The organism is Zoogloea sp. (genome assembly GCF_041904905.1).
In the GTDB taxonomy this organism is placed as follows: Bacteria; Pseudomonadota; Gammaproteobacteria; order Burkholderiales; family Rhodocyclaceae; genus Zoogloea.
The window spans coordinates 1-17,209 of the sequence record NZ_JAYRMI010000025.1 but is presented as its reverse complement, the minus strand read 5'-3'; the positions used below and the strand labels follow the sequence as shown (position 1 = coordinate 17,209).

The window sequence follows — 17,209 nt, the reverse complement described above, 5'->3', positions numbered from 1 at the left end:
GATGGCCATCGAACTCGGCCCCGCCGGCGGCGCGTCCGCCCCCACCGCCGCCCGCAGCGCCAAGGCCGCCTTCGCCGGCTGGAACCAGCGCCTCCAGGTAGCCGACCGCATCGCCTTCACCGAGCAGCTGGCCCTGCTCCTCGAAACCGGCGTGCCGCTGCACACCGCGCTCAGCGAACTCCACGCCCAATCCCGCCGCCCGCCGGTGCAGGCGGTGCTGGCCGCGCTCCACCAGGACATCCTCGAAGGCAAGCCCCTGTCCCAGGCCCTCGCCGCCCAGCCGGCGATGTTCCCCGCCACCTACACCCATCTGGTGGCGGCCGCCGAAGAAGGCGGCTTCCTGCCCGACGTGCTCAACCAGCTCAAGGATCTCGACGAGAAGGCCCAGAACCTGCGCGTCGCCCTCGTCTCGGCCCTCACCTACCCGGCAGTGCTGCTGGGCCTGTCGGTAGTGGTGGTAGCCTTCATCCTGCTGTGGGTGTTCCCGCGCTTTGCCGATCTCTTCGCCTCCATCCACGACCGCCTGCCGATCACCACCCTGGTGCTGATGGCCCTCTCCGGCTTCCTGCAGAAATACGGCGCGCTGGTGGTCGTCGGCGTCGGCGTGCTCGCGCTGGTGGGCCGGCGCGTCGCCACCTCGCCCGAAGGCCGCGCCGCCATCGAGCGGCTGGTGATGGCCACCCCCGCCCTCGGCAACATCGTGATGGGCATCCACATGGTGCGGGTGTTCCGCATCCTGTCCCTGTCGCTGTCGCGCGGCGTGCCGCTGCTCAAGGCCCTTGCCGCCAGCCAGGAGATCGCCTCCACCCGCGCCCTGCGCGACGCCATGGCCCACATGCGCACCAGCGTCGAAGAGGGCCGCGGGCTCTCCGCCGCCCTCGCCGACGCCGACTTCATCCCGCCCCTCGCGCGGGAGATGCTGGCCACCGGCGAACGCAGCGGCCATCTGGCCAAGGTGCTGGAGCGCCTCGCCGAGCACTACCAGCGCAAGCTCGAACAGCGCCTCGCCACCCTCGCCAAGGTCATCGAGCCGGCGATGCTGCTGTTCATGGGCGGGCTCGTCGCCACAATCGTCAGCGCCCTGATCCTGCCCATCTTCAAGCTGTCGGCGGCGGTTCATTAAGCGGTCGGAATTCACGCCGGGCGGCAACTTCCACCTCAACTTTCAGCCCCACCGGCCGTAACCAAGCCCATACCCGCTGACCGGGCGGAAACCTTCCGCCCCTTGCAACACGAACCGGAGTCCGCAATGAAGATTCGCCGCCCCCGCCTGCAAGACGGCTTCACCCTTGTCGAACTGCTGATCGTCGTGGTCATCCTCGGCGTGCTGGCCGCCATCGCCATTCCGCAGTTCTCGGCCTCCACCGACGACAGCAAGGCCGCCGCGCTGGACGCCACCCTGAGCAACCTGCGCACCGCCATCGAGCTGTATTACCAGCAGCACGGCAGCTACCCCAGCGCGGTGGCCGCCGGCGGCTCGTTCGGGGCCGTCGACACCGAAGCCGCCTTCGTTGCCCAGTTGGTCAAATACACCAGCGCCACCGGCGCCGCCAGCAACACCAAGGACGCCACCTACAAGTACGGGCCCTATCTCAAGAAGAGCACCGTCCCCACCGATCCGATCAAGAACGTCGCCACCGTCGAAGTCGTCACCGCCGGCAGCCTGGGCATGACCGCCACCTCCGGCGACCCCGGCGGCTGGAAGTTCGACAACAAGACCGGCCAGCTCATCGTCAACATCGCCGCCTACCAATCCCGCTGAACCCGCCGCCGTGGCAGCGCCCGGCAAGCGCCCCGCCCGCTGCGGCGGGGTGACCCTCATCGAACTGCTCGTCGCCGTCGGCATCCTCGCCATGCTCGCCGCCTCGATCACCCCGCAGCTCTCCGCTGCCGGCCGCCCGGCCCAGGTCGCCAAGGCCGCCGAGCAGGTGGCCGCGGCGCTGCGCTTTGCCCGCGACGAGGCCCTGCGCACCCAGACCCCCTGCGGCGTCGCCTTCACCGCCGGCAGCACCGGCGACGGCTACAAGGTTTACACCCTCGACACCGGCAGCGCGCCCCCCACCCCGCTCTACACCGTGCGCCACCCGCTCTCCCGCCAGCTCTACGCCGACACCCTGGGCAGCGGCAGCCGCTACCCCGACGCCCGCCTCGACAGCAGCCTGGTGGTGCTGCCTTCGGCCACCGCCAGCGCCCTCAGCTTCCTGGCCGACGGCGCCCCGGCGACCACCCAGGGCAACGCCCTGCAGCGCCTCGCCAGCGGCAGCGCGCGGGTGCGCATCCAGGCCGGCAGCCACACCCGCGACGTGCTGGTGGCCGCGGAGACCGGCCGCGTCACCCTGCAATAGCGCCATGCAACGGCAGCGCGGATTCGGCTACGTCGAGGCCCTGGTGGCGGTGCTGCTGCTCGCCATCGCCATCGTCCCCGCCATCGAGGCCCTCTCCAACGCCCAGCGCGGCGCCCCCACCGCCGACCGGGACGACGACCTGTGGCAGGCCGTCGCCAACAAGCTGGCCGAAGCCGCCGGCGCCCGCTTCGACGACCTGGACGCCGCCGCCACCCTCGCCGGCAGCGCCACCGCCCCCAGCCTGCTCTCCGACCCCACCGGCAGCACACCCCAGGTGCTGGTCTACCTCAGCCGCTACGACGGCGACAACGCCGACGGCGACAACAACCCCTTCACCGGCACCGACGTCGACCTGATCTGGGTGCGCGCCGCCATCGCCGACCCACCCATCGACATGACCACCCTGGTGACCCGATGAACGCCCAGCGCGGCATCGCCCTGGTCGAGCTGCTGGTGGCCGCGCTCATCGCCGCCCTGGTGCTGGGCAGCCTCACCGCGGTGCTCACCGGCCTGCGCCGCAGCGACAGCGTGCTCTCCGAACGGGCCCTGCTCCAGCGCGACGCCCGTCTGGCGCTGGAGCGCATCGCCGCGATGGTCGAAGGCAGCACCCGGCTGATGGTGCCGCTCGAAGTCACCGCCGGCGCCCGGGACGTGCTCGCCGTCGCCCTGCCTCCCGGCCTCGACCGCAACGGCGACGGCTACGCCGACGCCGACAACGACAAGAACGGCATCGTGGACGACGACCTGCCGGCCGACGAGACCAACGACGGCGGCGCCGGCATCATCGGCATCGACGACGACGGCGACGGCCTCGCGGACAACGGCATCGCCTTCACCGACAACGACGAGAACGGCACCCTCGGCAGCGCCCCGGTGGCCCCCAAGAAGGGCGCCGACTGGATCGACGCCGTGGTGTTCTACCGGGTCGGCAGCCAGCTCCTGGAGCGCCTGCCCAACATCGCCCCGTTCAACGGCAACGACTACACCGTGCGCCCCATCGCCGACAACGTCACCGCCTTCAGCGTCACCCGCGTCGCCACCGGCAACCGGCGCCTGCGGGAGGTGACCGTCCAGCTCACCCTCACCGGCCCCGGCGGCGAAACCGGCAGCTGGTCGCGCCGGCTGCGGGTGGGGGCGCGATGAAGCGCACCGCGGGCGGCTTCCTGCTGCTGCCGGTCAGCCTGCTGCTGATCGTCATCGGCGCCATCGCCTTCGGGCTGGTGCAGGACATCGGCACCGGCGCCCGCCTCAGCCCCCGCGACGCCGAGCGCGCCCGCCGCCTCGCCGAAGCCGGCATCGCCCACGCCGCCTGGAAGCTCAACCAGCTCACCGCCTGCAGCGGCTACACCGACCTGCCCGCCACCGCCATCGGCAGCGACAGCTACAAGGTCAGCGTCAGCCCCACCTCGGGCAGCCCCGTCACCCTCACCGCAACCGCCACCCTCGCCGGCCTGCCCGGCGCCCGGGTCAGCGTGAGCCGGCAGGTGCCCAAGACCACCGGCAACACCCTCACCTACACCGTCCGGGCCGACAGCAACGGCGGCGACACCTACCTGGACGCCGTCAGCCCCACCAAGAACTACGGCGGCGCGGCCACCCTCCAGCTCCAGCAGGGCGCCAGCTACCCGCTGCTGCAGTTCGACCTCTCCCTGCTCCCCAAGGGCAGCCGCATCGTCGACGCCCAACTCTCGCTCTACCGCGAGAACGCCGGCAGCTTCTCCCTCTCGGGGCGCACCGTGAACGCCCACCGGGTGCTCGAACCCTGGGAGCCCGGCACCAAGCCCGGCAGTTCCGGCGCCGACGGCGCCACCTGGCAGACCCGCGACGGCATCCGGATCTGGCAGGCCGCCGCCCCCACCGTCGAATCGGTGAGCGCCCTCGACACCCCGCACGTCCACTACTACCTCTCGGGCTACACCATCGCCTGGAACCTCACCGGCCTCGTCCAGGGCTGGGTGGACGGCCGCTACCCCAACTACGGCATCCTGCTGGTGCCCACCACCAGCTTCACCGAGGCCTACGGCTCCGCCGAAAGCACCGACAGCGCCCGCGTCCCCAAGCTCATCGTCAAGTACGTCGCCCCCTGCGGCGCCCTCAACCCGCCCCAGGACGGGATCAGCGGCCGCGTGGCGTGGTGGAAGTTCGACGAAACCGGCGGCGCCTCCGCCGGCGACGCCGTCGGCAGCCACACCGGCAGCCTTACCGGCGGCAGCTGGAACGGCAGCGGCGGCGTATCCGGCGGCGCCATCGGCTTCTCCTCACCCGGCAAGGTCACCGTACCCTACGCCGCCGACCTCTCGATGAGCGGCGATTTCAGCCTCGCCGCCTGGGTCAACATGAGCGACCGCAACGGCAAGCGCCCGGTGCTCTACAAAGGCACCGCCGCCAACGAGGCCAACTACGCCATGGGCACCCGCGACGGCGAGCTGTACTTCGAATACTTCGCCAACAACGCCTGGCGCACCTACAGCACCACCGGCCTCAACCTCAAGGCCGGCACCTACTACCACCTGGCCGCCACCTACAAGGACATGCTGCGCCAGATCAAGCTCTACGTGGACGGCAACCTCGTCGGCACCTTCACCGCCACCTTCGGCAACACCCCCGTCGCCAACACCCGCAACCTGCTCATCGGCACCACGCCCTACAACGAGAACTTCCTGGGCCGCCTCGACGACGTGCAGATCGTCGCCTCCACCCTCGACGCCAACGGCGTCTTCGGCACCATGGGCGGCAGCGTGCGCCTGCCGGTGGCCGACGCCTACGTCTCCAGCAGCGTGCCCCTCAACGCCAACTACGGCGCCGCCACCCCGCTCCAGCTTTCCTACCTGCCCGACAACCGGCCCCTCCTGCGCTTCGATCTGTCCAACCTGCCCACCGGCACCGTCGTCAAGCGCGCCATCCTGTCTTTCCACATCGAGAACGCATCGATCCTCCTGTTCTTCAAGGCCCGGCTCTACCCGCTCACCGAGAGCTGGGTCGAGGGCACCCAGAACGGCGCCATCTCGACCGCCGGCGTGAGCTGGAACAAGCGCCAGAACAGCCCCGACCTCCCCTGGAGCAACGCCGGCGGCAGCTTCGCGAGCAACAGCGCCGGCATCCTCTCCCTGCCCCTGGGCGCCACCCCCCAGCGCTACTGGGAGATGGACATCACCGCCACCGTGCAGGAATGGGTGGACGGCGTGCGCCCCAACCACGGGCTGACCGTGCTGATGGACATCGGCGTCGACGGCGCCACGATCTCCAGCCGCGAGAGCGTGCGCCAGGAACCGCGGCTCGTCATCACCACCCAGTAGCGCCCGCGCTCAAGGAAACGGCGGCCCGCGCCGATATGCCTGCCATGGAGTACAACGCGCTCTGGACAACCCTGAAAGGCCGCCTCGCCGGCCTGAGAGCCCCGTGGCCCGCCATCCGGCGGAACACGCCCATCGGCTTCGACCTCGCCAGCGAGCGCCTCAACCTGGCCCAGATCACCCGCACCGGCGGCGAACTGCGCTGGCAGGCGGTGGCCGGGCTACCCTACCCCGGGCCCCGCGACGCGCTGCTGAACGACCGGGCCGCCTTCCGCGGCTTCGTCCGCGACGGCTTCAAGCGCCACGGCTTTCGCGGCCGGCGGGTGGTCAGCGTGCTGCCCCCCGGCGAGCTGCAGGTCATCTCCGTGGACTACACCACCCCCAATGGCCAGGACGACACCGCCACCCTGCTGCGCACCCTGAAGGAGCGCTTCAAGGACGGCCTCGACGACGCGGTGGTGGACGTCCTGCCGATCCGCCGCCCGCCCGAGAGCAACCTGCGCTCGGCGGTGGTGGCGGTGGCCCCGCGGGAGCGCGTCATCGCGCACCTCGACCTGCTCCAGTCCGCCGGGCTCGAACCCCTCGCCGTGGACATCGGCCCCGCCGCCCTGGCCCGGGTCGCCCGGGCGCTGGTCACCGGCGACCCGCGGGCCAACCAGCTCGTCATCAACTTTGGCGCCCGCCACAGCTACCTCACCCTGCTGTGGGGCCGCCGGCTGATGTTCGACCGCAGCCTGGCCTTCGGCGAAACCCGCCTGGCCGACACCCTCGCCCGCAACCTCGACCTGCCCGCCGACCGCGCCCTGGCCCTGCTGCGCAAGCACGGCCTGCCCGGCCGCGGCGACGAGATCGGCAGCACCATCGTCGAGCTGCTCCAGTCCGACTTCCAGCAACTCGCCCACGAGGTGGCGCGGGTGCTCATCTACTTCGCCTCCCAGACCCACGGCGGCTCGGTGGACGGCATCTACATCTGCGGCAGCATCGCCCGCCTCGACGGCGCGGCGGCCTTCATCGGCCGCCTGCTGGCGATGCCCGTGCAGGTGCTCGACCTGTGGAAGATCCCCGGCAACGAAGGCGTGCCCATCGTCGAGCCCCCCGCCGGGATGACCGTCGCCGCCGGTCTCGCCCTGCGCCAGACCGCCTGACATGGCCGACATCGACCTGATCCCCGCCTCCTGGCGCGCCGAACAGCGTGCCCGCCGCACCCTGCGCGGCGCGCTGGTGGCGGTGGGCTGCGCCGTCGCCGCGGTGGCCGCGGTGCGCGTCGGGCTCGAACTGGCCAGCCGTCAGGCCGCCGCCGCGCTGCAGGCCCAACACGCCCAGCGCCGCGACAGCGAGCGCACCCAGGCGCGCCTCGCCGCCCTCAACGCCCGGGCGGACGAAGCCCGCGAGCTATCCCGCCGCATCGCCGCCATGCGCGGCCCCGACGTGGTGGGCGGCGTGCTCCTGCCCATCGACCGGGCCCTGGGCGACGCGGTGTGGTTCGACGAGCTGATCTACGCCCGCCTGCCGGCCCTGCCCCAGCCCGGCGCCCCGGTAGCCCCGGCCGAGGCCAGCCTGGCGATCCGCGGCAAGGCACCGGACCCGGCCACCATCGGCGAGTTCGCCGAAACCCTGGGCAGCGCCGGGCCCTGCGTCAAACCCCGGCTGGTGCCCGGCAACGTCAAGCAGTACAACCGCTTCGAACTGATGGAGTTCTCCCTCAACTGCCCGCTGGCGCCCCAACCCGGGGGCCGCTCGTGAAGCGCGCCCAGCGCCTCCTGAAGCTCGACATCCGGGTGCTGCGGCTCGCCGCGGTAGCCACGGTGGCCGCGATCCTGCTGGTGGGCTGGGGGCAGTTCCTGCGCCCCGCGTGGCAGGCCCGGCAGGCCCAGCTCGCCCAGGCCGAGGGCATCCGCGCGGCCATCGGCAGCCTGCCCGAGCAGACCGCCCGGGCAGACGCGCTGGCCGACGAGGCCGCCCGCCTCGAGGCCGCCCTCGACCCCGCCGACGCCACCCCCTCGCGCCTGCCCGCCCTGCTCGACAGCCTGGCCCGCGCCCGGGGGGTCGACCTGCTGCCGGTGTTCCCCGGCCAGCAGAACGAAGCCGACGGCCTCCTCGAAACCCGCTATGAGCTGGAAGCCGCCGGCAGCTACCCGCAGCTGGTGGGCTGGCTCGCCGCCATCGAAACGCGCCTGCCCAACGCCGGCCTGCAGGAGCTGCGCTTCACCCGTCAGGCCGGCAGCGGCAACGTAAGCCTGCACCTGCGCCTCGCCGTGTATCGCCACCCGGGCGCCCGCCAGCCATGAAACGCGCGCCCCTGCCCACCCTGCTGACGCTCCTGCTGACGCTCCTGCTCGCCCTGCCGGCAGGCGCCGCCGACCCCGCCGACGACGGCCCCCGGCTGCGCCACGACCCCTTCCGCCGCCCCGGCGGCGGCGCCCTCGCGCCCGTCGCCGGCGACGCCGCGGCCCCGGTCGAATGGCAGCCCCGCCTGCGCGGCGTGCTGCTGTCGGGGCCCCGTTCCCTTGCCAACGTGGACGGCCAGATGGTCGCCATCGGCGAAAGACTCGACGGCCACCGCCTGCTGTCGGTCACCGAATACCAGGCCGTCTTTGAGAAGGACGGGCGTCGCGTCGTCCTCGACATGCGCCGCCCGCCCCGGGAGTCCAGACCGTGATCCGCCACCGCCTCGCCGCCGCCCTCGTGGCCTGCGCCCTCGCCGCCACCGGTCAGCCGGCCGCCCTCGCCGCCGACCCCGCCCTCCGCCGCATCACCGTCAACCTGCGCGACGTGCCGGTAGCCGACGTGTTCGAAATGCTCGCCCGCAACGAGAAGATCAACGTGCTGGTGGGCAAGGGCGTCACCGGCAACGTGTCGGTCAACCTCTACAACGTGAGCGCCGAAGACGCCGTGCGCACCGTGGCCGAGGCCGCCGGCTACGTGGTCGAGCGCCGCGGCGACACCTTTCTGGTGGTCGAGCGCAAGGACGCCGGGCTGGACGGGCTCTCCGGCAACACCCGGCTGCGCACCTTCAAGGTTCAATACTCCAACCCCAAGATCGTCGCCGACATCCTCACCAAGCACATCTCCCGCTACGGCAAGATCACCCCGCTGCTCGAACGCAGCCTGATCGTGGTCGAAGACCAGCCGGCCTTCGTCGAGCGCATCGAAGCGCTGCTGGAGCAGGTGGACGTGCAGCCCCGGCAGATCCTCATCGAGGCCAAGATCCTCGAAGTGCGGCTGGACCGCAGCGAGGCCTTCGGAGTGGATTGGTCGAAGGTGATCGGCGGCAGCAACCGCAGCTACAGCGTGGGCACCAGGGGCCTGGCCGACCGCACCGGCAGCGGGCTGTTCTTCAGCGTGGTGAGCGACAACCTCAACATCTACCTGAGCGCCCTGGCCAGCAAGGGCCGGGTGCACACCCTGGCCACACCCAAGCTGCTGGCGCTGGAAAACCAGCAGGCGATCACCTCCATCGGCGACCAGACCGGCTACAAGGTCACGACCACCATCAACCAGGTCACCACCGAATCGATCCAGTTCCTCGAATCCGGCGTGATCCTGCGGGTCACGCCGTCCATCGACGAGCGCGGCCGCATCCTGATGAAGATCCACCCCGAGGTGAGCACCGCCAGCGTGAACAACAGCATCCCGTCCAAGAACAGCACCCAGGTGAACACCACCCTCATCGCCGAGGACGGGCAGTCGATCTTCATCGGCGGGCTGATCCGCAACAGCGCCAACTACAAGCGCTCGGGCATTCCGGTGCTGGGCGAGATTCCGGTGGTGGGCGCGGCGTTTTCCCACTGGGAGGACGCCGGCACCAGCACCGAGACGGTGGTGGTCATCACCCCGCGCATCGTGCGCGAGCCCGAGGCCGTCGCCACACCGACCGCCGCCCCGGGCAACCCGGCCGCGCGGCTGGAGGACAGCGAACCGCCCCTGCTGCGCAGCGCCGCCGGGCTGGACGAATCCCTCGAACGCCTGCGCCCGCGGGATTGACCGGCGCCCGCCTCAGAGCAGCAGGTTGACCGCCTGCAGCCCCACCCGGCACACCGCCGCGATGCCCAGCGCCACCGCCACCGACAGCCCCACCGAGAACACCGCGTCGCGGCGCCCGATGGTCTTCAGCATCACCGCGAAGGTGGACACGCAGGGCACATAGAAGGTCAGGAAGACAAGGAAGGTGGCGATCTGCACCCAGCCCAGCTGGAGCGCAATGTCCTGGGTGCCGAGGGCCTGATACACCATCAGCAGCGACAGCTCCTTGCGCAGCACGCCAAAGAGGATCGGCACCCCCAGCGCCACCGGCAGCCCCAGCCACCAGCTCGTCACCGGCAGCAGCAGGGTGTTGACGACCTCATCCGCCCCAAAATGGGCCAATAGCGCCAGCACCACGCTGCCCAGCACCAGCAGCGGCGTGACGATGGTCAGGATGTCGCTGGTGCGCTCCCAGGTGATCGCCAGCAGGCGCCGCCACTGGGGCATCGCGTAGGACGGGATCGCCTGGATCAGGCCCGGGCTGGCCTTCACGTAGCGGCGGGTCAGCAGCTTGCCGGCCACCGCGATGATGAGCATCGTCAGCAGGAAGATGCCCAGCACCCCCTCCCAACCCAGATACTTGCCGCCGATGGCCAGCACGATGGCCGAACGCGCCGAGCACGGCACGAAGGTGATGAGCAGCGACGCCACGATGCGCTCGCGCCCGGACGACGACGCCGCCACCGCCGACAGCGCCGGCACGTTGCAGCCCAGCCCCAGCAGGAAAGGCACCGCCACCCCGCCGTGCAGGCCGATGCGGTGAAAGCCCCGATCCACCACGAAGGCCACCCGGTGCATGATCCCCGACTCCTCCAGGCTCACCAGCAGCAGCACCAGCGGCAGCATGTAGGGCACCACGATGCCCACCAGCCCCACCAGCCCGTCGGCCACCGCCCGGCCAACCACGCCGGCGGTGGTGTCCGGCGCCCACTGGCCGACCCACGCCGCCAGCGGCGCCGAGGTGAGCGCGTCGAGGGCGGTGCTCACCTCGAACACCATGAACAGCACCAGCGCAAACACCGCCAGGGTGCCGATCAGGCCCCAGCGCGGGTGCAGGAACAGCCGGTCGAGGGTGCGCTTCCAGCCGGCCTTTTCGGCCGCATGGCCTAGCCGGCTGACCTGCTCGTGCAGCGCCGCCGCCCGGTAGTGGCGGTCGGCGAAGAGCTCGTCGGCCAGCGGGCGCGGCAGCCCTTGGGCGGCCTCCAGCCGGGCCGCCTCGATGGCCGGCACCCGGTCGGGAAAACAGCGCGCCAGCTCGGTGGAAAACCACGTGTCGCCCCGCGCCACCTGGGTCAGCAGCAGCGCCCGCGGCACCCGGAAGGCGGCCTCCACCTCCGGCGCGTCGAGCAGGGTGTTGAGGGGCGCCAGCGCCTTGCGCAGATAGGGGCTGGGCAACTGGGGCAGCGGGCAGCTGCCGGTGTGAAGCAACTGCAGCGCCGCCTCGAACAAGGTCGAGATGCCCTTGCCCATGTGGGCCACGGTGGGCACCACCGGCACCCCCAGCGCCTCGGAGAGCGCCGCCACGTTGATATAGACGCCCTTGGCCCGGGCCTCGTCGAGGCGGTTGAGGGCGATCACCAGCGGCTTGCCCAGCTCGCAGAGTTCCTGGGCGAGCGCCAGGCTGGTTTCGAGGGCGGTGGCGTCCACCACCTGGATCAGCAGGTCGGGCGCCCGGAAGCCGGCCCCACCGGCCTTGCCGGGCTGCCCGCCGAGCAAGGCCCGCAGCAGCAGGCGGTCGGCCTCGTCGAGATCGTGCAGGCTGCGCAGGGGCGGCAGATCGACCAAATCGGCCTCTTCGAGCCCCACGTTCACCCGGCAGGTGGAAAAACCCAGGCTGCTGCCGTCAAGCCGGCCGGTGTCGACCGCCGTGCTCGATGCGGCCTGGAAGATGGTGCTCTTGCCGGTGCACGGCAGGCCCACCAGGGCGATCTGCGGCCGGCGCTTGCCTCGAAGCAGGCTGCGCGGCAGCGAAACCGTTGCGGCGACCGGCGCTGCGGAACCCATCAGCAGTCACCCCGCCCATCAATCCGATTCATCGACAATCGTCCGGCAATGATCCATTGCCTAGATTATAAGCGGTAATAAGAATTGTTCGCAAAAAGATGGCCTCGTGCCTGCAGCCAACGCGCCCCCAACCGCGAGTGCGGCGCCCTGAAGGACGATCAGACCCGCAGGCCGGCGCGGGTCATCATCAACAGCGCCTGCGCCCGGCTGGTCACCCCCAGGGCCCGCAGGATCGCCGAGACATGCACCTTCACGGTGCCTTCCGACAGCCCGAGAAACTCCGCGATGTCGCGGTTCGACTTGCCCTGGGCCACGAGTTCGAGCACCCGGCCCTGGGCCGCGGTGAGCTGGAAGCGCTCGGCAAAGGCCTGGCTGGCGCGCCGGCTGCGGCTGCCGCTGTCGCTGCCGGACGACGCCTCGGGGGTGAACACCCCTCCCGCCAGCACGGTACGCACCGCCTCGATCAGGGTGTTGCTGGGGCTGGCCTTGGAGACGAAACCGGACGCGCCGGCCTTCATCGCCCGCTGCACCGACTCCCGGTCGTCCAGCGCCGACACCACCAGGGCCGGCACATCCGGAAAGCGCTTGGCGATCACGCCAAGCAGGGAAAACCCGTTGATCTCCGGCAACATCAGATCCACCACCAGCAGATCGCAATCCGGATCGGCCTCAAGCAGGGCCAGCGCGTCGGTGGCATTGCTGGCCTGCTGGCAGTACACCCCTTCGCCCACCTGGGCGAGGGTCAGGGCCATGGCTTCCCTCACCAGCACATGGTCTTCGATAATCAGAATACGTGTCTGCATCATCACCGCCAACTCAAAGCGGATATATCGGAATTCGGCTGTGCCTCGCAGTTTAGCCTACCCAGCCCTGCCCAAAACGTACAAAATCGCGGTTTGCCAGCCAATCCGGCACGTGCCATGCCGCCAGCCCAGCCTATTTCCGCGCCGACGCCCCGTTGCGTCCTCTCCCTGCTGCTCACCGCCCTGCCGCTGACAGCCTTTGCCAACGAAGAAAACCTCAGCGAAGCCGATCACCTGGGCGACCTGCCGGTGATCCTGTCGGCCACCCGCCTGTCCCAGACCGCGGCCGACGCCCCGGGCGCCGTCACCGTGCTCGACCGCGAGATGATCCGGGCGTCCGGGGCCCGCAACATCTACGAGCTGTTCCGGCTGGTGCCCGGGTTCCAGCTCGGGATGCACACCGGCAACCAGCCCCTGGTCACCTACCACGGCCTGTCGGACGAAGCCCCCCGGCGGATGCTCGTCCAGGTGGACGGCCGCTCGATCTACTCGCCCTACCTCATCTCGGGCGTCGAGTGGAACCAGATCGGCGTCGACATCGAGGACATCGAGCGCATCGAGGTCTTCCGCGGCTCCAACTCCGCCGCCTACGGCAGCAACGCCTTCCTCGGCGTGGCCAACATCATCACCCGGTCGCCCACCGAGACCGTCGGCGGCGCCGTGCGCTACCGGGCCGGCGACAACGGGATCAACGATTTCGGCGCCCGCATCGGCCACCGCTTCGACGATCTGGCGCTGCGCCTGACCGTCTCGCGCACCTACGACCACGGCTTCGGCAACTACGACAAGGGCGGCCAGCGGATCAACGACTGGCGCTACACCCAGCTCGCCACCCTCAACACCGAGTGGCGCGCCGACAGCGCCAACAGCATCGACTTCCAGACCGGCTGGACCGACTCCCACGAAGGCACCGGCAAGGAGTTCAACGCCACCGACCCCGAACGGCCGATGCGCATCTACACCGGCTTCGGGCTGCTGCGCTGGCGCCACGCGCCCACCCCCGGCGAAGAGCTGACGATCGCCTACTACCACCAGGAAGAAAACGGCCGGGACAACTACCTGCTCAACGTGCCGGCCACCCTCGCCATCGGCGGCGTCCCCCGCACCCTGTCGATCCCGGTGCGCTTCGATTACGACTTCAAGGCCGTCCGCGACGACCTGGAGATCCAGCGCGTCACCACCCTGTCGCCCTCGCTGCGGGCGGTGGCCGGCGCCGGCTGGCGCACCGACCTGCTCGCCGCCCCGTCGCGCTTCAACAGCCCGGACCCGGTCCGCAGCACCGTGGTGCGCGCCTTCGGCACCCTCGAATGGCGGCTGAACGAGCGCTGGCTGTTCAACGCCGGCGCGATGCTCGAGGACAACTCCCTCACCGGCGCCGCCCTGGCACCGCGCATCTCCGCCAACTACCGCCTGACCGACAGCCAGACCTTGCGCCTGTCGGCCAACCGCTCCCACCGCAACCCGATGGCCTTCGAGCAGCAGGCCAGCATGATCTTCCGCAACGCGGCGCCCTTCGGCGTGCCGGGCCGGATGATCCCCACCGGCACCGCCCTCAACCAGACCTTCCGCCCCTCCCCCGACCTGCACGCCGAGCGGATCACCACCTACGAGCTGGGCTACCTGGCCGAGCTGCGCCGGATCGCCACCACCATCGACGCCCGCGTCTTCCTCGAACGCGCCCGCGATCTGGTCGAGATGAAGCTCGAACCCTCCACCGTCGGCCTGTTCTCCCGCAGCAACACCCGCTACTTCACCAACAGCGGCGAGGCCGACATCCGCGGGCTCGAGATCTCCGCCACCTGGCGCCCCAGCCCGCGCACCTGGCTCACCGCCCACCACACCGAGCTGCGCATCGACAACCCCGGCGTCAGCGCCGCCGCCGCGCGCACCAACGCCAGCGGCTACGTCGAATACTCCGCCCCCCGCCACAGCTCCACCCTCTACGGCGCCTGGGAGTTCCGCCCCGGCTGGCAGCTCAGCGCGGCCAAGCACTGGATCGGCTCGATGAGCTGGTACCAGGACAGCTGGCACAAGACCACCCCCTACCGCCAGTTCGACCTGCGCCTCGCCCGCCGCCTGCCCGCCAGCCTCGCCCGGGGCGAAGTCTCGGTCACCGCCCGCAACGTGGACGGCCCCGACCAGACCTACGCCCCCGACACCTCCTGGTGGGCCCGCAGCATCTTCGCCACCGTCAACCTGGAACTCTGACCGCCGATGAACCCGATCCGGCGCGCCCTCATCGTCACCCTGCTGGCCATCGCGGCCTGCAGCGTGACGCCGGTCGCCCGCGCCGCATCGGTCGTGCTCGTCCTGTCGGAAGACAGCAGCGCCTTCAACGAAGCGGCCGAAGCGCTCACCGCCGAACTGCGCAGCGCCGGCCACCGCGCCCAGACCCTGGTGGTGCCCCTGCGCGCCGACGACGCCGCCGCCCTCAACAACACCGGGCTGGTGGTCAGCTTCGGCACCCGCGCCGCCCAGACGGTGGCCAACCTCGCCCCGCGCAGCCTGGTGCTGCACACCCTGCTGCCGCGCAGCGCCTACGAGCGCCTGCCCAACCGGGGCGACGACACCCGGCGCGTCTCGGCAGTGTTCATCGACCAGCCCACCTCGCGCCAGCTCGAACTGCTGCGCATCGCCCTGCCCGACTGGACCCGGGTCGGCATCGTGGTAGGCCGCGAGAGCGCCGAGCTGGGCAGCCGCCTGCAATCCGGCGCCCGCGACAAGCGGCTGCGCCCGGTGGTCGAATACGCCGGCGAGGAGAGCGACCTCTACCCCGCCCTCCAGCGCCTGCTGGCCGAACCCACCGTGCTGCTGGCGGTGCCCGACGCCCAGCTCTTCAACAACCGCACCATCTCCAACATCCTGCTCACCGCCTATCACCACCGCTCGCCGGTGATCGGCTTCTCGCCCGCCTACGTCAAGGCCGGCGCCCTCTTCGCCCTCTACAGCACGCCGGCCCAGATCGGCCAGCAGGCCGGCGAAGCCGCGCGGGTCGGGCTGGCCACCGGCAGCCTGCCCCCGCCCACCGCGCCGCGCCAGTTCCGCATCAGCACCAACACCTACGTCGCCCGCTCCATGGGCATCACCCTCGAGGACGCGAACGTGCTGCGCGAGCGGCTCGAACGCGCGGAGAACCCGCCATGATCAGCGACGGCAACCTCGACATCCGCGCCCGGACCATCCTCATCGCCGTCCTGCCCACCATGGTCATGGCGTCGCTGTTGATCGGCTACTTCACCTCATCCCGGCTGTCCGACCTCGAAGAGGTCCACCGCCAGCGGGGCAAGGCCCTCGCCCGCCAGCTCGCCGCGGCCAGCGAATACGGCGTCTTCTCGGGCAACCTCGAAAGCCTGCAGAAGCTGAGCAACGCCATCGTGATCGAGAAGGACGTGGTGCGGGTGGTGGTGTACGGCCCGCAGCACCAGATCCTCACCGAACTCTCCACGCCCGAACGCCGCCCCTCAGCGGGCGACGATACACCGCTACGCTTCCGCGAGCCGGTCACCGGCGTCGGCGCGAACATCGAAGACGCCTTCCTCGGCAACGGCATCGCCAGCATCCCGAGCGGCACCGAACAGCGGGGCGAAGTGCTCGTCGAGATGACCCGCGACTCCCTGCGCGCCGAAGAGCGCCACCTCCTGTGGCACGCCTTCCTGATGGTCATCACCGTGCTCATCGCCAGCGTGGCCCTGGCCCTGCGGATGAGCCGCGGCATCTCCGGCCCCATCCAGCGCATCGCCACCACCGTCAGCCGCTTCGGCCAGGGCGACCTCTCCGCCCGGGTGCCCGTCGAAGGCGGGCGCAGCCTGCGCACCCTCGCCGAAGGCGTCAACGACATGGCCGACAAGCTCGGCGCCTCGCGGGAAGACCTCGAACGCCAGATCGAAGCGGCCACCCGCGAGCTGCTCGAAAAGAAGGACGAAGCCGAACGGGGCAACCGCGCCAAGACCCGCTTCCTGGCCGCCGCCAGCCACGACCTGCGCCAGCCCATGCACGCCCTCGGCCTGTTCGTGGCCGAACTCGGCCAGAAACCCCACGCCCCCGACACCCGGCGGCTGGTCGAACAGATCGCGGTATCGGCCGAAACGATGGAAAACCTCCTCGACAGCCTGCTCGACATCTCGCGCCTCGACGTAGGCGTGCTCGACCGCCAGATCAAACCCTTCCCGCTCCAGCCCCTGCTCGAACGGATCGAGGTGGACTACCGCCGCGAAGCCGAACTGCGCGGCCAGCGCCTGCGCCTGCGCCCCACCAGCCTGTGGGTCGAGAGCGACCCCCTGCTGCTCGAACGCATCCTCCACAACCTCATCAGCAACGCCCTGCGCTACGCCCCCGGCGGCACCATCCTGCTCGGCTGCCGCAAGCGCGGACGGCGGGTGCGCATCGAGGTGCGCGACAACGGCCCCGGCATCGCCCCCGAAGCCCAGGAAGCGATCTTTCAAGAGTTCGTCCAGCTCGACAACCCCGAGCGCAACCGGGCCAAGGGCCTCGGGCTGGGCCTCGCCATCGTGCGCCGGCTCACCGACCTGCTCGACCACCCCCTGTCGCTGCGCTCCAGCCCGGGGCGCGGCGCCGTGTTCGCCGTCGAGCTGCCCGCCGCCGCCCCCGGGGTGGTCGCCGAAGGCAGCCACCCCGTCGCCAGCCAGGCCCTCAACGGCCTCCACGTCGCCCTCGTGGACGACGACGAGCGGGCCGTCGCCAGCGCCGTGGGGCTGCTCGCAGCCTGGGGCTGCCGGGTCAC

At 70.9% G+C, this 17,209-nt stretch carries 16 protein-coding genes; 14 read left to right on the top strand and 2 right to left on the bottom strand.

The features are described 5' to 3' along the window. Position 1 precedes the first annotated feature (1 nt). The 11 genes from ACE3N6_RS09160 to ACE3N6_RS09110 all read left to right on the top strand — a co-directional run bounded on the left by ACE3N6_RS09160 (position 2) and on the right by ACE3N6_RS09110 (position 9,622). Positions 2 to 1,123 carry a type II secretion system F family protein gene (locus ACE3N6_RS09160; protein WP_374244993.1) on the top strand — a complete coding sequence of 374 codons (1,122 nt, stop codon included), beginning with the start codon at positions 2 to 4 and terminating at the stop codon, positions 1,121 to 1,123. 126 nt (positions 1,124 to 1,249) lie between these two features. Beyond that, entirely contained in the window at positions 1,250 to 1,762 is a 513-nt protein-coding gene (locus tag ACE3N6_RS09155) for a prepilin-type N-terminal cleavage/methylation domain-containing protein (RefSeq protein ID WP_374244991.1), read from the top strand. Between the two features lie 10 nt (positions 1,763 to 1,772). After that, positions 1,773 to 2,345: a Tfp pilus assembly protein FimT/FimU gene (locus tag ACE3N6_RS09150; RefSeq protein ID WP_374244989.1), complete on the top strand. Its 573-nt coding sequence runs from the start codon at positions 1,773 to 1,775 to the stop codon at positions 2,343 to 2,345. A 4-nt stretch (positions 2,346 to 2,349) separates the two neighbouring features. Beyond that, positions 2,350 to 2,763 (top strand): type II secretion system protein, encoded by a 414-nt coding sequence (locus ACE3N6_RS09145; RefSeq protein ID WP_374244987.1) that lies wholly within the window; start codon positions 2,350 to 2,352, stop codon positions 2,761 to 2,763. After that, complete coding sequence (locus tag ACE3N6_RS09140) at positions 2,760 to 3,488, top strand: hypothetical protein (RefSeq protein ID WP_374244985.1); 729 nt, start codon at positions 2,760 to 2,762, stop codon at positions 3,486 to 3,488. Before ACE3N6_RS09145 ends, ACE3N6_RS09140 begins: the two co-directional genes overlap by 4 nt. After that, positions 3,485 to 5,641 carry a DNRLRE domain-containing protein gene (locus tag ACE3N6_RS09135; protein ID WP_374244983.1) on the top strand — a complete coding sequence of 719 codons (2,157 nt, stop codon included), beginning with the start codon at positions 3,485 to 3,487 and terminating at the stop codon, positions 5,639 to 5,641. Before ACE3N6_RS09140 ends, ACE3N6_RS09135 begins: the two co-directional genes overlap by 4 nt. Positions 5,642 to 5,685: 44 nt before the next feature. Beyond that, positions 5,686 to 6,783, top strand: coding sequence for a pilus assembly protein PilM (pilM, locus tag ACE3N6_RS09130; protein WP_374244981.1), 1,098 nt, complete (start codon positions 5,686 to 5,688; stop codon positions 6,781 to 6,783). A 1-nt stretch (position 6,784) separates the two neighbouring features. After that, a complete protein-coding gene (locus tag ACE3N6_RS09125) occupies positions 6,785 to 7,381 on the top strand; it encodes a hypothetical protein (RefSeq protein ID WP_374244979.1) in 597 nt (198 codons plus the stop codon). Further along, positions 7,378 to 7,926 carry a hypothetical protein gene (locus tag ACE3N6_RS09120; RefSeq protein ID WP_374244977.1) on the top strand — a complete coding sequence of 183 codons (549 nt, stop codon included), beginning with the start codon at positions 7,378 to 7,380 and terminating at the stop codon, positions 7,924 to 7,926. The genes ACE3N6_RS09125 and ACE3N6_RS09120 overlap by 4 nt, the downstream gene beginning before the upstream one ends. Continuing rightward, positions 7,923 to 8,297 carry a hypothetical protein gene (locus ACE3N6_RS09115; RefSeq protein WP_374244975.1) on the top strand — a complete coding sequence of 125 codons (375 nt, stop codon included), beginning with the start codon at positions 7,923 to 7,925 and terminating at the stop codon, positions 8,295 to 8,297. The genes ACE3N6_RS09120 and ACE3N6_RS09115 overlap by 4 nt, the downstream gene beginning before the upstream one ends. Then, positions 8,294 to 9,622: a type II secretion system protein GspD gene (locus tag ACE3N6_RS09110; protein WP_374244973.1), complete on the top strand. Its 1,329-nt coding sequence runs from the start codon at positions 8,294 to 8,296 to the stop codon at positions 9,620 to 9,622. The genes ACE3N6_RS09115 and ACE3N6_RS09110 overlap by 4 nt, the downstream gene beginning before the upstream one ends. A 12-nt stretch (positions 9,623 to 9,634) precedes the next feature. On the opposite strand, the gene ACE3N6_RS09105 is transcribed toward ACE3N6_RS09110, so the two are convergent. Both ACE3N6_RS09105 and ACE3N6_RS09100 read right to left on the bottom strand, forming a co-directional pair. After that, entirely contained in the window at positions 9,635 to 11,665 is a 2,031-nt protein-coding gene (locus tag ACE3N6_RS09105; RefSeq protein WP_374244971.1) for a FeoB small GTPase domain-containing protein, read from the bottom strand. 158 nt (positions 11,666 to 11,823) lie between these two features. Beyond that, complete coding sequence (locus tag ACE3N6_RS09100; protein ID WP_374244969.1) at positions 11,824 to 12,471, bottom strand: response regulator; 648 nt, start codon at positions 12,469 to 12,471, stop codon at positions 11,824 to 11,826. A gap of 114 nt (positions 12,472 to 12,585) precedes the next feature. Here ACE3N6_RS09100 and ACE3N6_RS09095 point away from each other — a divergent pair, with 114 nt between their 5' ends. The 3 genes from ACE3N6_RS09095 to ACE3N6_RS09085 form a co-directional block, all read left to right on the top strand. After that, entirely contained in the window at positions 12,586 to 14,676 is a 2,091-nt protein-coding gene (locus tag ACE3N6_RS09095) for a TonB-dependent receptor plug domain-containing protein (RefSeq protein ID WP_374244967.1), read from the top strand. Positions 14,677 to 14,682: 6 nt separating this feature from the next. Continuing rightward, positions 14,683 to 15,612 (top strand): ABC transporter substrate-binding protein, encoded by a 930-nt coding sequence (locus ACE3N6_RS09090; RefSeq protein WP_374244965.1) that lies wholly within the window; start codon positions 14,683 to 14,685, stop codon positions 15,610 to 15,612. Next, positions 15,609 to 17,209: ATP-binding protein (locus tag ACE3N6_RS09085; RefSeq protein ID WP_374244963.1), on the top strand; the 1,601-nt coding region annotated here is incomplete at its 3' end. The genes ACE3N6_RS09090 and ACE3N6_RS09085, both read left to right, overlap by 4 nt.

Coding starts and splice junctions, on each gene's coding strand:
- ACE3N6_RS09160 (WP_374244993.1), top strand. CDS start 2: ATGGCCATCGAACTCGGCCCCGCCGGCGGCGCGTCCGCCCCCACCGCC.
- ACE3N6_RS09155 (WP_374244991.1), top strand. CDS start 1,250: ATGAAGATTCGCCGCCCCCGCCTGCAAGACGGCTTCACCCTTGTCGAA.
- ACE3N6_RS09145 (WP_374244987.1), top strand. CDS start 2,350: ATGCAACGGCAGCGCGGATTCGGCTACGTCGAGGCCCTGGTGGCGGTG.
- ACE3N6_RS09140 (WP_374244985.1), top strand. CDS start 2,760: ATGAACGCCCAGCGCGGCATCGCCCTGGTCGAGCTGCTGGTGGCCGCG.
- ACE3N6_RS09135 (WP_374244983.1), top strand. CDS start 3,485: ATGAAGCGCACCGCGGGCGGCTTCCTGCTGCTGCCGGTCAGCCTGCTG.
- pilM (WP_374244981.1), top strand. CDS start 5,686: ATGGAGTACAACGCGCTCTGGACAACCCTGAAAGGCCGCCTCGCCGGC.
- ACE3N6_RS09125 (WP_374244979.1), top strand. CDS start 6,785: ATGGCCGACATCGACCTGATCCCCGCCTCCTGGCGCGCCGAACAGCGT.
- ACE3N6_RS09115 (WP_374244975.1), top strand. CDS start 7,923: ATGAAACGCGCGCCCCTGCCCACCCTGCTGACGCTCCTGCTGACGCTC.
- ACE3N6_RS09105 (WP_374244971.1), bottom strand. CDS start 11,665: ATGGGTTCCGCAGCGCCGGTCGCCGCAACGGTTTCGCTGCCGCGCAGC.
- ACE3N6_RS09100 (WP_374244969.1), bottom strand. CDS start 12,471: ATGATGCAGACACGTATTCTGATTATCGAAGACCATGTGCTGGTGAGG.
- ACE3N6_RS09095 (WP_374244967.1), top strand. CDS start 12,586: ATGCCGCCAGCCCAGCCTATTTCCGCGCCGACGCCCCGTTGCGTCCTC.
- ACE3N6_RS09090 (WP_374244965.1), top strand. CDS start 14,683: ATGAACCCGATCCGGCGCGCCCTCATCGTCACCCTGCTGGCCATCGCG.